The following is a 17,364-nucleotide window of genomic DNA, read 5'->3' on the forward strand; positions in this document are numbered from 1 at the left end:
GGGAGAGATGCGATGACGAACGACAAGACGCCCCGGGGCGCCGCGGGTCTCGGCATCTGGGGAAATATCGGGATCTGGATCGCCTTTGGCGCCGCCTTCGGCCTCCTCGTCGGGATGTTCTTTGACAACGTTGGTCTCGGTCTCGCGCTAGGCACTGGCCTAGGTGTTGCCGCCTGGGCCGTTTTCATCGCGCCGCGAAAGAATGCCTGAGCGTCGTGAGCCAAGGCTTATGTTCGGTGTTCGGTCAATACCGAACACCGAACAGTGCCACGCCCGCAGTCAAGGAATTCCAGGGGCGACAGTCGCGGTCGCTAGCCAGGACCGCTGGTGGCTAGGAAGCTCCCGACAGTGATGAACTGGGGCTCTGCAAGGGGTCCTGAGATAGCAGTCAGCCCCCATCTGGATCTAAGCCAAATGAGGGCTGAGCTTTGTGGAGATGAGGGGACTCGAACCCCTGACCCCCTCGATGCGAACGAGGTGCGCTACCAGACTGCGCCACATCCCCAAGGACCGGACAAGGCTAACACACCCCGGCTAGGCGACCTTACGCACCTCGTAGGGGCGGCCGCGGACTCCTGTTGGCTTGCGGTAGGAGATCGTGACGACCTCTGCCTTGCGGGAAGCTTCGGCGGCTTCGGTGGCCGCGGCGGCGGCGAGGGCTTCGAGTTCACGGGCGCGCTGGAGTTCTTCTTCCAGGATGCGGGCGGCTTCGCGGCGAGCTTCGGCGCGCTGTTCCTGGGCGAGCCGAACGCGGGCTTGCTGCTCGGCGAGCCAGGCGGCTTGGCGTGCTTCGGCGCGGCGGCGGCGGGCCATGCGCAGGGCTTGGCCGCGCAGGTGGCCGAGGTACAACACCAGCATGGCGGCCGTGACCGAGGCGCTGATCCAAAAACCGGGGCCGACCAGCGCGACCCCGATCAGCTGAACGAGGTTAAGTAACAGGAGCGAGGCGAGGACCTGACGCCGCCGGAAGACGCTGGGCCGCAGGGCGGGCTTACGCGGTACCCGCGAAGGGGGAAGCGGAACGGCAGACGGCGCGGCGGCGGCCAGCCAGGCTGGAGGATTGACCAGCCGGCGCCCGGGAATGGTGCGCTGACGGCGGCGACGGCGCGAGATTACCCGCGCGGTGGATAGTGCCCGTTCGGCGATGAGCCGCTCGGTGGCGTCGTATCGGCGCACCAACGCGGGCGCCAGGGCCAGGAGCCCGGCGGCGGCGAGGACGGCGAGGAGCACCGAGGTGGGCACGTTCGCAGGCTACTTGGATGATCACTAAAACAGTGGGACCCACACCGTTAGGAAGCCCTAAGTCGGCGCCACCGCGCGAGCATGCCACCTTCGGTGGCGATATCTTCCCAGGTCACGGCATAGCCAATGTGATCACGCCAAGCACCATCGATGTACATGTAATGCGGGTGATAGCCCTCTTCGCGGAGCCCGAGTTTTTCGACCACCCGGCGGGAGGCCTTGTTCTCGGGCCGGATGTTGACCTCGACCCGGTGCAGACGGCCCGCATGCAGGGCGTGGTCGATGACTAGCGCCAGAGCCGTGGGCATGATGCCGCGGCCGGCGACCCGGGAGTCGATCCAATAGCCGCAGTATGCCGAGGAGAACGCCCGCCGCACGATGTTGCCCAGTCCAATGTGGCCAACGAGCCGTCCCTGATACGTGATGACGAACGGCATCGATTCGCCGGAACGGGCCGCGGCTTTGAACGAGCGGCGCACCAGACGGTACGCGGCGATGGAGTTGCTGGTCGCCCAGCTGCCGTGGGGAGTGACCTCCCACGGGCGCAGCCACTGCTCGTTAAAGATCCTTACCGTTGACCAGGCCTTGGCGTCGCCGCGTTCATAGGGCCGCAAGGTGATGTCGCCGTCGGAAAGCACAGCAGGATAGCCTGGTGCGTTCATCGACGCCGGTCAAGTAGAAGAACGTCAACCGTCGTTCCCGCTGAGGCGGTGGTGACTCGTTCTCCCAGCACTAGCAGGGCATTCGCGTCGGCCATGCCGGCGAGGGTGCGTGGGCCACCGGGCAGCGGCTGCACGGTGTAGCCACCGCCACGGCGTTCGGCGGCCAGCGCTGGCCGGAACTCGCGCAACCCCGCTGGGCTCACGACGGTCTCCAGAAGGTGCCCGCGCACCGAGGGCCGGAACACCGGCTCGGCTCCCGACAGCACCTGGATCACGGGACGGGCGAGTACTTCGAAGCCGATCAACGCCGCGCCAGGCTCACCCGGCAGACACACGATCGGCACTTCCTGAGATGTGCCAACGGTTCCAAAGCCGAGGGTTCCGCATGGTGCCAGCGAAACGTCGGTGAACACGACGCTTCCAGCCCGGCTGCCGTCGCGGCGGGAAAGGATGCGGCGCACCATGTCGCCTGGCCCGGTGCCCGAGCCACCCGTCGTGATGATCAGATCAGCGCGACCGGTCTGATCCTCAAGCAGTGCCCGCAGCGCTTCGGGGTCGTCGTCGCAAATGCCGACACGGTAGGCGTGGGCGCCGGCTTCGGCTGTGGCGGCGGTCAGCGCGTGGGAGTTCACGTCGACGATCTGGCCGGGCTGAGACACCCGCCCGGCTTCAACGAGCTCGTCGCCGGTGGAAATGATGACGACGCGAGGCGACGGGCGCACGACAACGTGCCCGATGCCCGCTGCGGCAAGCACTCCCACCACCGCTGGCGTCACGGTTCCGCCGGCTTTGGCAAGGATCGATCCCTCTGGCAGCACCTCACCGATGCGGCGGACCCCGTAGCCCCGCTTCACCATGTGCTTGACCTCGACCGAGGCCATGCCCTGGTCTGTCCACTCCGGAGGGATCACCACGTCAGCCCCGACCGGCAAGGGCGCACCGGCCGCGACGGAAAAGCACGTGCCCAGGGTCAGCCGTGCCGGACGCCAGCTCGTGGCCGCGAGATCGCCCACGACACTGAGCCGGGCAGGCCGATCAGGGGCGGCACCGACGATGTCTTCTGAGCGTGCGGCGTACCCATCGATGGCTGCTTGATCGAAGGCCGGATAAGGGTGTGGGGAAAGGACGTTCTCGGCGAGAACGTTGCCGTGAGCCTGCGTCAGGTCAAGGTCAAGGGCCGGCAGCGCCCGGAGTCTGCGCAGCACACTGCCGAGATAATCGGCTAGCGGCGTCAGCTCTCCATCGGGCGGCATAGCCGGCTCAAGCGCCCCGACCGTTGCCGTCACTGTCCTAACTCCCCCTTACGCTTTCTGAGCAGCCACAAAGTCCTTGAGCCACGCCGAGAAAGCTGGCCCCAGATCATCGCGCTGACAGGCCAGCTCGACGATGGTCTGCAAGTATCCCAGCGGCATGCCCGTGTCGTAACGAACGCCGCGATAAACGATGCCGTGTACCGGTGTCCCCTCGGCCAGCATAAGCGCCATCGCATCGGTCAGCTGAATCTCGCCACCGCTGCCCGGCTTGGTGCGGCGGATCGCGTCGAAGATTCCCGCTGGCAGGACGTATCTTCCGACGACGGCGAGGTTGCTCGGTGCTTCACCGACGGGTGGCTTTTCCACCAGACCGGTGACTTGGACGACGTCCGGCGTGCCGGTATCGGACACCGAGGCGATGCCGTAGCGATCGACTTGGTCGTCGGGAATCTCAATGAAGGCGAGCACGATGCCGCCCGTTTCCGCTTGCAGGTCAATCATTTGCGGCAGCAGCGGTTTGTCTTCTTCGGTGAACTCGTCACCGAGGAGCACGACGAACGGTGAACTGCCCACATGGGACTCCGCATAGGACACCGCGTGCCCGAGCCCCAACGGTTCGCCTTGACGGCAGGTATAGATCTCAGCCAAATCTGAAGTTCTGCGGACGGCGGCTAGCCGCGTGAGATCGCCCTTGGCCTCAAGCCGTGATTCGAGATAGGGATGCGGATCAAAATGATCGACCATGCTTGTCTTGCCGCGGCCGGTAATCAGCAGCACGTCGTGGATGCCAGCTCGGGCGGCTTCCTCCACGATGTACTGCAGCACCGGACGGTCGACAACCGGCAGCAGCTCTTTGGGCACCGCCTTTGTGGCAGGCAGGAACCTGGTGGCGAGACCCGCGGCTGGGATCACCGCCTTGACAGCACGTTGGGGGGTGCGCTCCGACATGGGGCGAGACTAACGGCCCTGAGCCTGCCTTGGCGCTTGTGGGCCGCCCGACGCGCCGCCAACCTCAACAAGTGCCCCTCCAGCGAGCCGGAACGTGTCTCTTCCGGACGTCTTGGCGAGGTAAAGCGCCTCGTCGGCGGCCCGCAAGACGGCTACACCAGACATTCCATGATCCGGCAGCACGGCGATGCCTATCGATACCGTGACGGGGATGCTGAACTCATCGAGCGCCATGATGGGTGCCCGCCTTACGGCTTCACAGAGCCGTTCCGCGACCGCGATGCCACCGGCGTCATCCGTTTCTGGCAGCAGAATCACGAACTCTTCGCCACCCTGGCGGAACGCGATGTCGACCTCGCGGATCTCGTAACGAATCCGCTGGGCGAATTCTGCGAGAACAGCGTCCCCAGCCGCGTGACCAAAGCGATCGTTGATCTCCTTGAAGTGATCGAGATCCAGTGCCAGGACGGCCAGTTTCCGGCCGAAGCGGCCTGCTCTATCTGCTTCGCGGCGAAGCGTCTCGCGCAGCGAACGGTAGTTGAACAGTCCCGTCAGCGAGTCGGTGACGGACAGTCGCTGGGCTTCTTCGTGCACGCGCACGTTGTCCAACGCCACCGCGGCCTGTCCCGCGAACGTGCGCAACGTCACCAAATCCTGGTCGTTGAAGTCCGGCCCATAGAGCGCGAGCACACCGCGAGCGGCCGGCAATGCCGGGATAATCCCTGCCGCCTCAGCCAAACCGGGCGACGAGAACGGCACGACAACGTAGCTTTCGCACTCTGGCTCGGTTTCGGCCAGACGCGGGCCGTCGCGATCGACCCGGCCCATCCGCGGCACACCCGTCGCGGCAACCGAACCCACGAGCCCGTCGCCAATCGGGACGCGCACGTCAACGTCCATTTCGGACGCACACTTGCCAACGAGTACGCCCTGCTCGGCCAGCAGCACCAGACCGCTCGTGGCGCCGGTCGCGTGCCGTGCCGTCTGCAGGATCACGTGCAAAATCCGGTCCAGATCGTGGGTACTCGACAGCGTGTCGCCGAGAACGCCAAGGTGCCCGCGGAGCTGATCGCGGCTGGCCGTCAGCGCGGTGACATACGTTTCCAGTTCGCGGGTCATGTGGTTGAACGCGCTCGCCAGCCGTCCAATCTCGTCACTGCCGGTTACGGGAACCCGTGTCTGCAAGTCGCCCGCGGCGACTTTCTCAGCGGCTTGCGAGAGGCCGACAAGCGGTGCCGTCGCGGTGCGGGCGAGCCACCAGGCCGCCACGATCGCCGCCAGCCCGGTCAGCATCACCACAAAGATCAACATCAGGTGGGTACTCCGGGGAAGCCCTGCGTCAACGGAAATCGCCACCGGCAACGGTTGTCCAGCCACTGGCCCGATCCGGCGCACGAGCGCCCCACCCGCGGTCTTGCCCAAAGCGTCCTGCCCGAGGCCGTTAGCGATCTGTGCCACGGCACTGGCTTCTTCGCTCTGCAACGTCGAGAAGATCGGTTCTTCGTTCGAAACCCGTTTCAGCCCAAGCTCTTGCGTGTTACTGACCGTTGGCGCGGCGGGAAGAACCGTCAGCGCGGCACCGCTAGCCCCCGACAGACGGACCACGAACTGCACGTCCACTGTCGTGGCCGCTGAAATGATCGTGCCGTCAGACAGGGCAGCCCGGGCCGAGATCGCCTCGTATCCAGCGACAGCCTCGTGCCCGCCGCCTGAGCAGTCAGCCCACGGTGGCGGTGGTGCGGCGGGAGTGGTCTCGCCGCCAGAGCTCCGTTCAATGTGGACCCCGCTGGCCGCGCCACGAGCGACGAACTGGGCCGCGATCGCGAGCCGGTCTTCGTCCTGTGTGGACGCCACGGCTTCAGCGACCGTCTGCAGCTGGCGGCACAGGGCGCCGACCGTCGTACGCACGGCACTGCTCGCGTAGTCCAGCCGCTCAGTGGCACGGTCGGCGCTGACCTGTGTCGCTGTCACGCCGACAAACACGGCGCCCAGCAGCACGGGGCCAAGAACCATTACCAGGAAAGCTGTCGTCAGCCGCGTCCGGAGGGTCACGCCATGTCAACGAAGCGGCTACCGGATGCGATGCTTACCCCAAGATGGACACCAAGCAGGCATTACGGCGCGAGATGCTCACCCGGCGCAAAGCTATGACTCCTGCCCAGCTCAACGCGGCTAGCGTAGCGATATGCGGCTATTTGGGTGATTTTATCGAAGAGCACCTTGGCGACAAGTTGACCATCGCGGCGTACGAGCCGTTTGGCACCGAGCCCGGTGGTGATCTCCTCCTGCCATTGCTGAGCGCGTTCGGCCCGGTCCTGTTGCCCGTCCTGCGCCCCGATAACGATCTTGAGTGGAACGACAAGGGCCTCGAAGGCATCGGTGAGGCGCAACTCATAGTCGTCCCAGCCGTGGCCGTCGACGTCTCCGGATACCGGCTCGGCCGCGGTGGCGGAAGTTACGACAGGGCGCTCGCTAGGGCTTCTGCCAGCGCATTACGCGTCGCTCTCCTGCACGAAGGCGAGCTTGTCGACCGCGTCCCCACCGAGTCCCATGACGAGCGAGTGCACTTCGCGATCACTCCGGCTGGGGTCACAGAGTTAGACAGATGACCTCCGCATCATGCACTATTGGCACTCGAATACCGCGAGTGCCAGAGCGTCAGGGAGTGAACCGTGCCGACCTACCAATATGCGTGCACCGCGTGCGGCCACCAGCTCGAGGCCGTGCAGTCGTTCGCCGACGAACCGCTGACGGTCTGCCCGACCTGTGAGGGACGGCTGCGCAAGCTGTTCTCCGGGGTAGGCGTCGTCTTCAAGGGCTCGGGCTTCTACCGGACCGACTCGCGCGCGTCGTCGTCTTCTTCCACGCCCGCCTCGTCGTCTTCCAAGAGCGAATCGAGCACCAAGAGCGAGTCGAAGCCGGCCTCATCCTCGGCCACCAAGGCCGCTTAGCCTAGAAAATCGGACATCCGGGATATTCTTCGGATGTGCTGAAGGGCTTCAAAGAGTTCATCACCCGCGGAAACGTAGTCGATCTCGCCGTTGGCATCGTCATCGGCAGCGCGTTCTCCGCTGTGATCAACCAGCTCACCGAGTCGTTCCTCAAACCCCTGATCACGCTGATCACAGGCGGGCAGCAGTCGGGCGGCAAGTTCAGCGTCGACGGCGTGGACTTCACCTATGGCGCGTTCATCAACGCGGTCATCACCTTCCTGCTGACCGCGATCGCGCTCTATTTCTTCGTGGTGGTGCCGATGAACCGGCTGGCAGCGCGCCGGGCGGCCAAGGGCAAGGCCGAGCCCGAGGAACTCAGCGATGAGGCACGCCTGCTCACCGAGATCCGGGATCGCCTGCCGAGCACCCGGTGACTAATCCCAGTGCGGCGGACGGTCTTCTAGCAGCCGCTCATCGTTGGCATAGGCGGGCTCACGCCAGCCACGGTTGGTGTCATCCGTGGTCTGCACCGGCAGGATCGGAGCGTCATCGTCCAGTTCAACGAAACGTTCATCGTCGTAACTCACGCCGGGAAGCCTAATGGTTTCGGCTGACATTCCCTGGAGCAGGCCCGGCGACGGCGAAGAAACGCCGCCTGAGGCTTACCCTGGACCGCCGCAAACCGTCCCGGCCAGCCCGGATTGGCAGGTCCCGGTAACGGAAACGACGGCGCTGCCCAGGCCGCTGCCAGCTGTCGATCACGACGAGCTGGACTTGGCCGAAGACAACGCCGCCAAGGTGACCTATGCCGTCGGGTTAGCGGCCCTCGGGCTGTTGGTGATCATCGCGGTGTTCCGGTTGCTCTAGGACCAGACCATCCGGGCGCCCGAGTCACCCGTCTTGAACACGTAGTAGCCGGTGAAGCCCGCCGCGATAAGCGTGAGCACCGCAAGACCCCACCCGATCGCGCGAGACGATGGTGTCGCGGGCTTCTTCGCCGCTGACGTCGTCACGAGAACGGTGGCGATCCCCAGCACGCCCAGCACCATCGCCCAGCGCCACGCGGCATCGCCGAAGTTCTGGTGTTCGTTGAACTGCGCCACCAGCTCGCCCTGTGCCCCGTTCGCGATCTGCCGAGCCTTCAGCTCTTCGCCTGATTCCACGGCGAACCAGAGTGAGAAAGGCGCGGCCACGGACAAAAGCACCGTGACCCAGCCAACGTATCTGCGCAATGGCGGGACCAGCGAGTAAGCCACGACCGATGCCACCAGCAACGGCCCGAACACCACCGCCGCATGCACCAACAAGGGGTGGGCTGGCAGTCCCATGAACTCATCGAACATGCCAGGAGCCTATGGCACTTCCGCCCTGGGGGCACCAAACAAAGGCGACACACGAAGATCTGAACCGGCAGGCTCGTTGACCCGTGTCTTACAGCACGTATCAAGAGGTTTTCTTGAATCAATCCAGGCTGCCTGGTGAAATGGTTTACATGTCCGGTGAGAATCTTCTGCGTGCGCATGGTCTTCGCGTGACCAAGCCACGGCTCACCGTGCTTGAGATCCTCAACCGAGGCGGCCACCTCGAGGTCGACGAGATCACCCGCGAAGCCCGCACCCGCCTGGATTCCGTTTCCACCCAGGCCATCTATGACGTTCTCGGTGCTCTCGCCCGCGCTGGCCTCGCCCGGCGCATCGAGCCTGCTGGATCGGCGGCCCGCTATGAGGCCCGCACCGGCGACAACCACCACCACATCGTTTGCCGCGCCTGCGGTGTCATCGCTGACGTGGATTGCGCGGTCGGCTCCGCACCCTGCCTCGACCCCAACACCACCCACGGCTTCGAGGTCGATGAGGCCGAGGTGACCTACTGGGGTCTTTGCCCCTCCTGCAAGGCACTGTCCACTCTGGACTGAGCTAGCCCTTCCCAGGGCTGCTTCGGCGTCGCCTGATTCGCGTCCGGGCACACTCTGCGAAAATCGCACCAGCCACACATCTGGCTCGGCTGCGCCGGAAAAGCCTCATCAGCTGGTACGCCGTCAGCGAGCCGTTTTTCCGCCACCCCAATGTCACGGGCGATGGCTTCGGCCCTCTCGACCTGACGTTGCAGTGATTCGTCCGTGTGCTCGTGCGCCGCGACCGTGCCGGTTGGCAAGTGATGCAGTTCGACCCGGTGACAAGAGCGGCGGAAGGTTCGCGCCGCCGCGTAGGCGTAAATCGCCAGCGCTTGCGATCCGCGCGCGTCATCGGCGTTGACCCCGGAACGGCCCGTCTTGTAGTCGACGATGACGAGTTCGTCGCCGCGGCGGTCGATCCGGTCGACCCGCCCCGACAGCGCCAGCACCTTGGTTTTGGCCGCAACGGTCCGTTCCACCGCGACCGGCTCAAAGTCGGCGTCCAGTTCCCGCAGATAGCCTTCGAGCCAGGTCAGCGCCGTGCGATAGACCTCGCGCTCCTGAGTTTCGTCGCGGTAACCCTCGCGCACCCACGTCGCCCGCAACAGCTTGCCGAGCACGCCTGGGCCCCGCTGGGCTGGCGGCACGTCCCACCAGTTGCGCAGAGCCGTGTGCACGCTCGCCCCCACGCTGTTATGCGCCCACGGCGGACCCTTCTGCGGGGACGGACGGTCCACATAGGAGTATCGATAGCGGCGCGGGCAGTCGGCATAACTGCCCAGTTTGCTTGGCGTGCACACGAAAAGCCGTTCGGGCATCAAGTCGAAGCCGAGCTGTTCGTGCTCCTGAGATCTCGGCTTCGGCGTCGTCATACCTCATTATGCGTGGGCCACAGGTCTGTGCGCCCATTGCGTCGTCCGTGGCACGCTTTGCGGCCATGGACGACAAGAGGCAGAGAACGTTAGTGCGACTGTGAGTACTTCTCCACGAAGGCCCCGATCGCGTCAGCCATCAGTTGCACGGCGATGGCGGCGAGCAGCAGACCGGCGATCCGTGTGAGCACCTCAATGCCACTGGGCTTGAGGATGCGCACGAGCACCCCGGAATACCGCAGTACCAAGTAGACAGTCACCATGACGGCGAGGATCGCCAGCCCGATCGCGAGATACTCCGCCGGACCGCTTGAGCGCTGCACGAAAAGCATCGTGGCCACGATGGCGCCGGGGCCGGCCAGCAGCGGCGTACCCAAAGGCACGAGTGCCACATTGGAGGTCGTCTGCGCGTCGGGGTCCTCCGCCTTGCCCGTCAGCAGCTCCAGTGCCACGAGCACGAGGAGCAGACCTCCGGCTCCCTGCAACGCAGGAAGGTCAATGTGGAGGTATTCCAAGATGGTCTGGCCCGCGACCGCGAAGACCGCGATCACCCCGAGCGCCAGCACCACCGCCTTCCACGCGGCGGTGTTGCGTTCCTTCTTGGGCATAGCGCCCGTGAGCGCCAAGAAGATCGGCACCATCCCAGGCGGGTCAGTGATGACCAGCAGCGTTACAAAGACCTCGCCGAACAGCTTTAAGTCCACCTGAGGACGTATAGCAGATCAGCCCAGGTCACCAAACCGCGGTACGAGCAGCCAGCCCGCCGACACGCCGGTGGGCAACTTGACCGGAACCCGCGAACCGTCTGTGCCACAAGCGATCGCCTCACCGGAACCGGTCGTCGTGACCACCGACTCGGCGTCGATCCAGACGGCTGGGGCGTTCCCCATGGCCGCGCAGTTGAACTGAGCGGTCAGCGCCTCGGTCTTGCCCACGCTCGCCGTCGCCCGCGTCTTGGCCGCTTTCAGGTCGACGAGCTGGACCCCGGTCGCCGTGGGAATGGCGAGCCATTTGCCATCTGGCGAGCGGACCGCACCAGCGCGCACCGCCTGAGCCGGCAGCTCACCGCACCCGAGCAGCAGTCCGGCCTTCCAGCCGCTGTCGGCTGGCACCAGCTCGGCGAGGCAGGACGCGTCCTTTTCCTTCACGACGCCGACAGCCTTGTCGCGCTCGGCTCCGAAGACCGCGGTCACCTGAGCGTTCCAGGTCTCCAGATAGGTGCTCCCGCCGCCGCCACTCCAGTGGTCGTGAGCGCCAGCGGTGTTGGTCAGGATGACCTTCGACTCGCCGTCGAAGCCCTCCGGGCGCGTGCCAGCTTTGACGTTGGCCGCCGCGATCGGGCTGCCGTCGGCACGCCACGTCTCCAGCGTCGTCGCCGAGGTCATCGCCGCGACGCGCGTGCCGTCAAGGCTGACCGCCCACGCTCCCGCACCCGCCTTGAGATGGACCGTCGAGCCGTCAACGCGCAAAAGGAAGATGTCGTCCTCGTCGGAGTAGAGCCACCCAGCGGGCACTCGCACGACCTTCATCGCGCTCTGCACGCCATTGAGGGTCAGCTTGCGCCCATCGGCTGTCCACAAAAGACCTCCCGCGAACACATCCACGGGAAATTTGAGCGGTGAAGACGACTTGTCCCCTGGACGAGCCGCCGCCGGAGACTCGGGCTGCCCGTAAAGCTCGGCGAACCCCAGAACCCCATCGCGTGCCGTCGTCACGGGTGTCGTCAGCGACTGCAACACGGTCGCGGCCGTGATCAGACCCAGAAACGCCAGCACCGCGGCGATTCCGGTAACGGTCTTGCGGCGCCGAGCCTTGCCCTTGCCCTGTTTGATCGCGATCCCGGCCGGGTCGAGCGCGGCGGGCGGCGCGCTCACGCGAGTGCCGAACATCTCGCGAAGCTCGTCTTCGAGCATGGTCACCGCCCCGTCCTCCCAGCCGGCACAGCAACAGGCGCGGGCCGGACAACTTCTTCGTCCTCGCGCGGCTTCGCTCGCGGGGCTGGCACCACCGGCGGGGGCGCAGGGGCCGCCACCGGGGCCGGCACCTTTGCCGGCTCCTTGAGAGGAGTCAGTTCCACGGGTGTTCCGTTGAAGCCTTCAGCCGCCAAGCGCTGCCGCAACGTCCCTAGGGCGCGTGAAGTTTGGCTTTTCACCGTGCCGGCGGAGATGTCGAGCAGGGCCGCGGTCTGCGCCTCGGACATGTCCTCATAAAAACGCAGAACAAGCACGGCGCGTTGTCGTGCGGGGAGAGCTTTCACATGACGCCATAGCGCGTCTCGCTCCAGCTGCTCGTCGAGGCGATCCGGAGCGGCCCGTTCGGGCAGGAATTCGGTGGGGCGCTCGCCGTGCCAGCGACGCCGCCACCAGCTGGTCGCGGTGTTCACGAGCACGCGGCGCGCATAGGGCTCGATCGCTTCGATCTGGCCGAGCCGCTTCCACGCGAGATAAGTCTTGGTTAGCGCTGTCTGGAGCAAGTCCTCTGCCGTAGCCCAGTCACCGGCCAGAAGATAGGCGGTGCGCAGCAAAGCCGCAGAGCGCGCGGTAACGAATTCCCGGAATTCGTCCTCCATCGCGGAATTCACCTCGCGCACCTCCCCCTGTGCTCCTGCGTTCGCCTTGTGGACGCTGCGGAGCAGTAGGTGTCAGGGTGCCAGATCCCGGCGGCGGGATCTAGAGCTGCGAAGTCTATTCCTCTTCAGGCTCCCGGCCGAGTCTGGCCTCAACCGCGGCGGGCTCGTACATTTCCTCGACGATGCGCAAGTAGAGCTCGTTGGGGTTGGGCATGTGCTCGACCTTGCTCAGTGCCTGGTCCTGCCCGGCTGACTCCAGGACGAACGTGCCGTAGTTGAGCATGCGCCCCAGGGGCGACTGCTCGTACTTCATGTCCGTCACCTTGATCAACGGCATCATCGCGACCCGGCGGGTGATCAAGCCATTGACAAGCATCAGCCGTTTGTTGGTCAAAATGAACCGGTCGAAGTACCAGTCGGCGACCTTCCAGGCGATCCAGCCCATGATGACGGCCCAGACCACCACCGCGAAGACCCAGACGCCCTTCCACTCTGACGACGCCAGCACCCCGGAGAAATAGCCGAGGACGAAGGTCGCGACCACCCCGATAAGCAGATGGTTGGCCAGATGGATCCAATGACGTTTCCACTCACCGCGATAGCGCTCGGTGGGAAACAGGTAGCGCGCCACCATGTTGCTGGGCTCGTCTTCGAGCGGCAGCACACGGCGGGGTCCTAAGGGGACACCCGCGGCGTCGAATCGCAGCCCGGCTAACTCTTCTTCGGAAAACGAAGGCAGCTCACCGGTTGGGCCTATCGGCATGCCTCCGGGGCTTCCGGTGGCACCACCGGAAGCCGCGGCCGCACCGACCGTAGCCTTCCCGACGAAGTGACTGGCCGGCTCTTCCTCACCGTCTTCCGGTGGCGGAAAAGCTTCTGCACGCGTTCGGGGGATAGGCTCCGTATCCCGATCGCGGCGGCCAGGTTCGTCGGGCTCTGACGGCCCCAGCCCGCCAATCATGCGAGTGAGGACACCAGGCTGCTAAAGAAGTCGCCAATGCCGCCGGCGACATCGACGAGGGTGTTCCCCAGCGTCTTCACGACGTCTGCCGCCGCACTGGGCCGGAACGCCACGAAGAAGACCAGGAAGGCTATGCCTCCCCAAGTGAGGATCTTCTTAATCATGTCGGGCCTACTCCCTCTGCCGTGTTGACTCTGAGCCTAACAGTTGCGTTGTCTACGCAGAATCATTAAGACACATCTCCGCCTGCCATGTGGAATGTCCGAAGAGGAAAGTTTCATCAGTTACTCCGGAGTCGCCAAAAAAGGCGTTGGCGCACCGAAAACAATCTCTCCTGGTAACCATTCCCCAAGGTCGTGGAGGGTGGGAGTTTCTGCCAGCAGGTATCCCGCCTGGGCTGGCCAGGTCACGGCGTAGAGCCAGCGCCCCTTCGCCTCGCCGGCGTAAGCACTTCGATCCCCGGGCGCGTCGACTGACCACAATGGAGTCGGATGTCCGGCTACCCGAATCTTGGCATGCGAATTCTTCTCTGCCATGAGTCCGGCTAGGACAGGCCCGGGATCCGGGCCCGCGATGCCGGCGATTCGCGCTCCGAAGCCGAGTCCCGGTTCTTCCGCGACGAGCACGATATCGGCGGGCCCAGTGCCGAGCGGTGTGGGTCCCGTGCACGCGATCGCGGTAGCGGAAAGTCTGCCCCGGTCATCTCCCGCCCACGCCAGGCCGGTAACCATCCAGCCGGCGGGCATGGGCCAGGGGCACCACAGCGGGAGACTGTCTTCACCCGCCCTGGCCGCCACAGAGGCGAGCACTTCGGCGTTGACCTGTCGCACGGTGTGCAGCGGAACCGTGGGCCCGCAGTGGTGGCACAGCCATTGTGAAGAGCTGAGGCCAGGCGGCCGCACGCGGCCGCCACACCGCGGGCAGGTCACGGCTAGGCCCATGACCTCACTGTCCGCTCAGTTGGAGACGGCGTCAACCGGATCGGGTCATCCAGTGAAAGAGGGCCATCGCGACACTCGTGGCGAGGTTAAAACTTGACACCCCGGGACGCATCGGCACCGCGACCAGTTCGTCGGCCTGGCCGCGCACTTGCGCGGAGATGCCATGGCGTTCGGAACCAAACGCCAGCACCGCGTCGGCTGGGAAGGTCACTTCACGGATGTCCGCGCCGTCCGGATCGAGGCAGTAAAGCCGGCCCGGAGGCAGAGCTTGCGGGCTCACCCGGGCGACGGCTGTCGCGAAGTGGAGCCCGGCGCTGGCCCGAACCACGTTGGGGTGCCAGGGATCGAGCGTGCCCGTGGTCACGACACCCGTCGCGTTCATGCCGGCGGCCAGCCGAATCACGGCGCCAACATTGCCAAGGTGACGCGGATTGTCTAGCAACACCACCGGTGCCGTGCGCGGTCCGCCCCACGTGGGCTCAGCGGGCCGCGATGCCCACGCCGCAATGCTTGTGGGGTGCACGGGGATGCCGAGCTTGCTGAGATCGGTTTCGATGAGTTCAGCCGACGCGCGCTCAACGAGATCGGGAGCAAGTTTGGCGGTTAAGGCGATCGCCGCCGGTTTATCCGACGTGACCGCGAGCACGACGTCAGCGCCGAAGCGCCAAGCGTGCTTGAGGGCGTGAAAACCGTCCAGCAGCACGGCATCGCTTTGTGCCGCGATGCCGCGCCACTGTTGCTCCAGCATTCCTTCATCCTGGCTTAGACGTTGCGCAAAGCCTCAGCCAGGTCGAGGAGGAACTGCTGTTCTTTGCGGGACAAGGAAGTTCCGCCGATTCCCATGACCCCACCGGACTTCGCCGCACCGCAGACAGTCGCGGCGATTGACTCGACCCAGTCGCGGTAAGCCGTGGCGTCCGCCCGGCTGGCTCTGGCGTCCAGCACGAGTGCGGCGGCGCGGCAGCTCACCAGAACTTCGGTGATTCCGGCTTTGCGGTCACGGAACTGTTCGGCCGTCGGTGGATCCGGGTCGGCCTCGGCATAGATAGCGGAAACTGTTGCCTTAACGAGACCGGACACGGAGTCCGATCCCGCGGCGATGGCATTGATCCCAGCGAGCCCCTCGTCGACAGTCCTGCGGTCACTGTCGGATTCGGCGGAGGTTGCTGCGATCACGACGCGCGCTGGGAGTCGCGTGAGCAGCTCCCATTCATGTGGTTCGAAGGCGAGAAGCGCCGACTCCCTAGCAGAGAGGAGATTTCCGGACGCTTGCTGACTCGGCATGGCGACCTCCTATGGCCAGCATATGCCCGGTGGCGCGTCTGTGACCTGAGTCTCGTGTCATGGTCTATACATACGGTTAGCAGCTACGGCAGAATCGGCAAACACGAGAGCGTGGGCGGCGGGTGCCGGGGAGGGCCCCGCCGTTCACTGCGGGAGGGGCCAGAAAAATGCAGTTTGGTCGATACTTCGAAGAGTTTGAAGTCGGAGCGATTTACAAGCATTGGCCCGGCAAGACGGTCACTGAATACGACGACCACTTGTTCTGCCTTCTCACGATGAACCACCACCCGCTGCACCTCGACGCTCACTATGCCGAGACCCAGACGGAGTTCAAGAAGAACGTAGTGGTCGGCAATTACATCTACTCACTTCTGCTGGGCATGTCGGTGCCCGACGTCAGCGGAAAGGCCATCGCCAACCTGGAAGTCGAATCGCTGCGCCATGTCGCGCCGACCTTCCACGGCGACACGGTCTACGGCGAGACCACGGTGCTGGACAAGCGTGAGTCCGGCTCCAAACCCGACCGTGGCGTCGTCCACGTGGAGACCCGTGGCTACAAGCAGGATGGCACTTTGGTGTGCGTCTTCCGCCGCAAGGTGATGGTCCCAAAGATCCCATCAGAGACGCTATAGGGTGATTTGGCCCCTGCGGGAATGAACACCGGCGCAGGCCGGTTGTTTGACGCGGGACATCCAAACAACTCGAAGTGATTCGGAGCACACAAGATGGCAACTGTTGAGCTCACCAGCGCCAACTACGACCAAATCACCGAAGCCGATGGCATCGTTCTGGTCGACTTCTGGGCAGCCTGGTGTGGCCCATGTGTGCGGTTCGCGCCGACCTACGAAGCCTCGTCCGAGGTGCACACCGACATTACGTTCGGCAAGGTCGACACTGAGGCTCAGCCGGAGCTCGCGGCCCGCTATGACATCCGGTCGATCCCGACCATCATGGCCATTCGCGACGGCGTCATCGTTTTCGCGCAGCCGGGTGCCCTCCCAGGCGCCATGCTTGAGGAACTCATCAAGCAGGTTCGCGCGCTGAACATGGACGAGGTCAAGGCCCAGGTCGCGGCCCAGCCGAACTGACTATCGCTTGTAGGCCACGGCAAAGACCGACTGGCCAAACGGAGGCTTCCGCCCCTGCTCGGCTTTGCGCAACGCCGGAACCACGAACCGGTCGTAGATCCGAAGCAGGGGCCCGTTTTTGGGCCGCTGGCGCAGGAGCTTGCACATCACGAACCACGACATCAGCCCTACGGGGTTGACGTAGCGCACCTCGCCGGGCTCTAGCCCCGCTTCCGTTAGCGCCGAACGCATCGAAGCCGTCGTGTAGCGGCGCACGTGCCCGATCTCACGATCGAACTTGCTCATGGCGAACTCAAACGCGGGCACGATCAGCACCACGGCACCGCCGGGGCGGAGCAGATCGCGCGCTGAGCGCAGCGCCTCGACCTGTTCGTCGATGTGTTCCCAGACGTTGAGCGCCACGATCGCGCTGTGCGATCCGTGCACGGTCACGGGGAGCAGCAGTTCACGGACCGTCACGCGGGAGTCCCCGGTGAACCGCTCGTGCAGCGCCTTGAGCCGTTGCTCATCGCCTTCGGTGACGGTGATGTGTTTGACGCCGGGCAGCCAAAGCGCGGCGTAGTCACCGATGCCACTGCCGATCTCCAGCGGTTCGTCGCCGAGATGGGGACGCACGAGGTCGGCTAACCAGCGCTGGTAATTGACCGCGTCGCTCAGATCCTCAAGGACCTCTGACTGCAGAACCGTATCGCCGCCGACCTTCGCCACCGGGGCAGT

The 17,364-nt window shown here is 65.0% G+C and carries 25 protein-coding genes and 1 tRNA gene; 8 read left to right on the forward strand and 18 right to left on the reverse strand.

From position 1 onward, the window contains the following. Window positions 1-12: 12 nt before the first annotated feature. Window positions 13-210, forward strand: a complete 198-nt coding sequence (locus A3E1_RS44095) for a hypothetical protein (RefSeq protein WP_020525917.1) — start codon at window positions 13-15, stop codon at window positions 208-210. 221 nt (window positions 211-431) lie between these two features. Here the strand turns inward: A3E1_RS44095 and A3E1_RS0137190 are convergent. From A3E1_RS0137190 to A3E1_RS44100, 6 genes are all read right to left on the reverse strand, one after another. Beyond that, window positions 432-505 (reverse strand) — tRNA-Ala (locus A3E1_RS0137190). A 29-nt stretch (window positions 506-534) separates the two neighbouring features. Beyond that, window positions 535-1,242 (reverse strand): divisome protein SepX/GlpR, encoded by a 708-nt coding sequence (gene sepX, locus A3E1_RS0137195; protein WP_020525918.1) that lies wholly within the window; start codon window positions 1,240-1,242, stop codon window positions 535-537. 47 nt (window positions 1,243-1,289) lie between these two features. Further along, a complete protein-coding gene (locus A3E1_RS0137200) occupies window positions 1,290-1,904 on the reverse strand; it encodes a GNAT family N-acetyltransferase (protein WP_020525919.1) in 615 nt (204 codons plus the stop codon). Then, entirely contained in the window at window positions 1,901-3,157 is a 1,257-nt protein-coding gene (locus A3E1_RS0137205; protein WP_085952281.1) for a molybdopterin molybdotransferase MoeA, read from the reverse strand. The genes A3E1_RS0137200 and A3E1_RS0137205 overlap by 4 nt, the downstream gene beginning before the upstream one ends. A gap of 48 nt (window positions 3,158-3,205) precedes the next feature. Next, on the reverse strand, window positions 3,206-4,105 hold the full coding sequence (locus A3E1_RS0137210) for a UTP--glucose-1-phosphate uridylyltransferase (RefSeq protein WP_020525921.1): 900 nt from the start codon (window positions 4,103-4,105) through the stop codon (window positions 3,206-3,208). 9 nt (window positions 4,106-4,114) lie between these two features. After that, window positions 4,115-6,157: a GGDEF domain-containing protein gene (locus tag A3E1_RS44100; RefSeq protein WP_040393036.1), complete on the reverse strand. Its 2,043-nt coding sequence runs from the start codon at window positions 6,155-6,157 to the stop codon at window positions 4,115-4,117. Window positions 6,158-6,201: 44 nt separating this feature from the next. Here A3E1_RS44100 and A3E1_RS0137220 point away from each other — a divergent pair, with 44 nt between their 5' ends. The 3 genes from A3E1_RS0137220 (at window position 6,202) to mscL (ending at window position 7,472) form a co-directional block, all read left to right on the forward strand. Continuing rightward, window positions 6,202-6,714 (forward strand): 5-formyltetrahydrofolate cyclo-ligase, encoded by a 513-nt coding sequence (locus tag A3E1_RS0137220; RefSeq protein WP_026209205.1) that lies wholly within the window; start codon window positions 6,202-6,204, stop codon window positions 6,712-6,714. Between the two features lie 63 nt (window positions 6,715-6,777). Further along, a complete protein-coding gene (locus A3E1_RS0137225; protein WP_020525924.1) occupies window positions 6,778-7,056 on the forward strand; it encodes an FmdB family zinc ribbon protein in 279 nt (92 codons plus the stop codon). 35 nt (window positions 7,057-7,091) lie between these two features. Next, window positions 7,092-7,472 carry a large conductance mechanosensitive channel protein MscL gene (gene mscL / locus A3E1_RS0137230; RefSeq protein WP_020525925.1) on the forward strand — a complete coding sequence of 127 codons (381 nt, stop codon included), beginning with the start codon at window positions 7,092-7,094 and terminating at the stop codon, window positions 7,470-7,472. On the opposite strand, the gene A3E1_RS44105 is transcribed toward mscL, so the two are convergent. After that, on the reverse strand, window positions 7,473-7,625 hold the full coding sequence (locus A3E1_RS44105) for a hypothetical protein (RefSeq protein WP_020525926.1): 153 nt from the start codon (window positions 7,623-7,625) through the stop codon (window positions 7,473-7,475). 13 nt (window positions 7,626-7,638) lie between these two features. On the opposite strand from A3E1_RS44105, the gene A3E1_RS44110 reads away from it, so the two are divergent. Continuing rightward, window positions 7,639-7,905 (forward strand): hypothetical protein, encoded by a 267-nt coding sequence (locus A3E1_RS44110; protein ID WP_020525927.1) that lies wholly within the window; start codon window positions 7,639-7,641, stop codon window positions 7,903-7,905. Here A3E1_RS44110 and A3E1_RS0137245 read toward each other — a convergent pair. After that, window positions 7,902-8,381: a hypothetical protein gene (locus A3E1_RS0137245; RefSeq protein WP_020525928.1), complete on the reverse strand. Its 480-nt coding sequence runs from the start codon at window positions 8,379-8,381 to the stop codon at window positions 7,902-7,904. The genes A3E1_RS44110 and A3E1_RS0137245 overlap by 4 nt on opposite strands. A gap of 140 nt (window positions 8,382-8,521) precedes the next feature. Between A3E1_RS0137245 and A3E1_RS0137250 the strand changes: the two genes are divergently transcribed. Further along, window positions 8,522-8,953, forward strand: a complete 432-nt coding sequence (locus A3E1_RS0137250) for a Fur family transcriptional regulator (RefSeq protein ID WP_020525929.1) — start codon at window positions 8,522-8,524, stop codon at window positions 8,951-8,953. Here A3E1_RS0137250 and A3E1_RS0137255 read toward each other — a convergent pair. The 9 genes from A3E1_RS0137255 to A3E1_RS44120 all read right to left on the reverse strand — a co-directional run bounded on the left by A3E1_RS0137255 (window position 8,905) and on the right by A3E1_RS44120 (window position 15,559). Further along, window positions 8,905-9,804, reverse strand: a complete 900-nt coding sequence (locus A3E1_RS0137255; protein WP_020525930.1) for a RecB family exonuclease — start codon at window positions 9,802-9,804, stop codon at window positions 8,905-8,907. The genes A3E1_RS0137250 and A3E1_RS0137255 overlap by 49 nt on opposite strands. 89 nt (window positions 9,805-9,893) lie before the next feature. Further along, a complete protein-coding gene (locus A3E1_RS0137260) occupies window positions 9,894-10,508 on the reverse strand; it encodes a MarC family protein (protein WP_020525931.1) in 615 nt (204 codons plus the stop codon). An 18-nt stretch (window positions 10,509-10,526) separates the two neighbouring features. Further along, window positions 10,527-11,723: a hypothetical protein gene (locus tag A3E1_RS0137265; RefSeq protein ID WP_020525932.1), complete on the reverse strand. Its 1,197-nt coding sequence runs from the start codon at window positions 11,721-11,723 to the stop codon at window positions 10,527-10,529. Beyond that, on the reverse strand, window positions 11,720-12,373 hold the full coding sequence (locus tag A3E1_RS44115; protein WP_020525933.1) for a SigE family RNA polymerase sigma factor: 654 nt from the start codon (window positions 12,371-12,373) through the stop codon (window positions 11,720-11,722). Before A3E1_RS44115 ends, A3E1_RS0137265 begins: the two co-directional genes overlap by 4 nt. A gap of 115 nt (window positions 12,374-12,488) precedes the next feature. Beyond that, window positions 12,489-13,334: a PH domain-containing protein gene (locus A3E1_RS0137275; protein ID WP_020525934.1), complete on the reverse strand. Its 846-nt coding sequence runs from the start codon at window positions 13,332-13,334 to the stop codon at window positions 12,489-12,491. Further along, on the reverse strand, window positions 13,331-13,498 hold the full coding sequence (locus A3E1_RS47830) for a hypothetical protein (protein WP_020525935.1): 168 nt from the start codon (window positions 13,496-13,498) through the stop codon (window positions 13,331-13,333). The genes A3E1_RS0137275 and A3E1_RS47830 overlap by 4 nt, the downstream gene beginning before the upstream one ends. A 120-nt stretch (window positions 13,499-13,618) precedes the next feature. After that, the gene (locus A3E1_RS0137285; protein ID WP_020525936.1) at window positions 13,619-14,275 is read right to left on the reverse strand and encodes a DUF6758 family protein; all 657 of its coding nucleotides are present in this window, start codon (window positions 14,273-14,275) and stop codon (window positions 13,619-13,621) included. Between the two features lie 31 nt (window positions 14,276-14,306). After that, window positions 14,307-15,023 carry a TrmH family RNA methyltransferase gene (locus A3E1_RS0137290; RefSeq protein ID WP_020525937.1) on the reverse strand — a complete coding sequence of 239 codons (717 nt, stop codon included), beginning with the start codon at window positions 15,021-15,023 and terminating at the stop codon, window positions 14,307-14,309. A gap of 14 nt (window positions 15,024-15,037) precedes the next feature. After that, on the reverse strand, window positions 15,038-15,559 hold the full coding sequence (locus A3E1_RS44120) for a hypothetical protein (protein ID WP_020525938.1): 522 nt from the start codon (window positions 15,557-15,559) through the stop codon (window positions 15,038-15,040). A gap of 167 nt (window positions 15,560-15,726) precedes the next feature. On the opposite strand from A3E1_RS44120, the gene A3E1_RS0137300 reads away from it, so the two are divergent. Together A3E1_RS0137300 and A3E1_RS0137305 are read left to right on the forward strand one after the other, a co-directional pair. Next, window positions 15,727-16,191, forward strand: coding sequence for a MaoC family dehydratase (locus tag A3E1_RS0137300; RefSeq protein WP_020525939.1), 465 nt, complete (start codon window positions 15,727-15,729; stop codon window positions 16,189-16,191). Window positions 16,192-16,284: 93 nt separating this feature from the next. Continuing rightward, the gene (locus tag A3E1_RS0137305) at window positions 16,285-16,647 is read left to right on the forward strand and encodes a thioredoxin family protein (protein WP_020525940.1); all 363 of its coding nucleotides are present in this window, start codon (window positions 16,285-16,287) and stop codon (window positions 16,645-16,647) included. On the opposite strand, the gene A3E1_RS0137310 is transcribed toward A3E1_RS0137305, so the two are convergent. After that, window positions 16,648-17,355, reverse strand: coding sequence for a class I SAM-dependent methyltransferase (locus tag A3E1_RS0137310; protein ID WP_020525941.1), 708 nt, complete (start codon window positions 17,353-17,355; stop codon window positions 16,648-16,650). Window positions 17,356-17,364: the final 9 nt, after the last annotated feature.

Origin of the sequence: Catelliglobosispora koreensis DSM 44566 (assembly GCF_000379685.1) — a bacterium.
Classification (GTDB): Bacteria; Actinomycetota; Actinomycetes; order Mycobacteriales; family Micromonosporaceae; genus Catelliglobosispora; species Catelliglobosispora koreensis.

Bases quoted from the DNA above. Each gene is read 5' to 3' on its own strand.
- A3E1_RS0137220 (WP_026209205.1), top strand. From the start codon at position 6,202: ATGGACACCAAGCAGGCATTACGGCGCGAGATGCTCACCCGGCGCAAA.
- A3E1_RS0137245 (WP_020525928.1), bottom strand. From the start codon at position 8,381: ATGTTCGATGAGTTCATGGGACTGCCAGCCCACCCCTTGTTGGTGCAT.
- A3E1_RS0137255 (WP_020525930.1), bottom strand. From the start codon at position 9,804: ATGACGACGCCGAAGCCGAGATCTCAGGAGCACGAACAGCTCGGCTTC.
- A3E1_RS0137205 (WP_085952281.1), bottom strand. From the start codon at position 3,157: ATGCCGCCCGATGGAGAGCTGACGCCGCTAGCCGATTATCTCGGCAGT.
- A3E1_RS47830 (WP_020525935.1), bottom strand. From the start codon at position 13,498: ATGATTAAGAAGATCCTCACTTGGGGAGGCATAGCCTTCCTGGTCTTC.
- A3E1_RS44115 (WP_020525933.1), bottom strand. From the start codon at position 12,373: ATGGAGGACGAATTCCGGGAATTCGTTACCGCGCGCTCTGCGGCTTTG.
- A3E1_RS0137285 (WP_020525936.1), bottom strand. From the start codon at position 14,275: ATGGGCCTAGCCGTGACCTGCCCGCGGTGTGGCGGCCGCGTGCGGCCG.
- A3E1_RS0137305 (WP_020525940.1), top strand. From the start codon at position 16,285: ATGGCAACTGTTGAGCTCACCAGCGCCAACTACGACCAAATCACCGAA.
- A3E1_RS44095 (WP_020525917.1), top strand. From the start codon at position 13: ATGACGAACGACAAGACGCCCCGGGGCGCCGCGGGTCTCGGCATCTGG.
- A3E1_RS0137300 (WP_020525939.1), top strand. From the start codon at position 15,727: ATGCAGTTTGGTCGATACTTCGAAGAGTTTGAAGTCGGAGCGATTTAC.
- A3E1_RS0137200 (WP_020525919.1), bottom strand. From the start codon at position 1,904: ATGAACGCACCAGGCTATCCTGCTGTGCTTTCCGACGGCGACATCACC.
- A3E1_RS0137250 (WP_020525929.1), top strand. From the start codon at position 8,522: ATGGTTTACATGTCCGGTGAGAATCTTCTGCGTGCGCATGGTCTTCGC.
- A3E1_RS0137210 (WP_020525921.1), bottom strand. From the start codon at position 4,105: ATGTCGGAGCGCACCCCCCAACGTGCTGTCAAGGCGGTGATCCCAGCC.
- A3E1_RS44110 (WP_020525927.1), top strand. From the start codon at position 7,639: ATGGTTTCGGCTGACATTCCCTGGAGCAGGCCCGGCGACGGCGAAGAA.
- A3E1_RS0137290 (WP_020525937.1), bottom strand. From the start codon at position 15,023: ATGCTGGAGCAACAGTGGCGCGGCATCGCGGCACAAAGCGATGCCGTG.
- A3E1_RS0137275 (WP_020525934.1), bottom strand. From the start codon at position 13,334: ATGATTGGCGGGCTGGGGCCGTCAGAGCCCGACGAACCTGGCCGCCGC.
- A3E1_RS44120 (WP_020525938.1), bottom strand. From the start codon at position 15,559: ATGCCGAGTCAGCAAGCGTCCGGAAATCTCCTCTCTGCTAGGGAGTCG.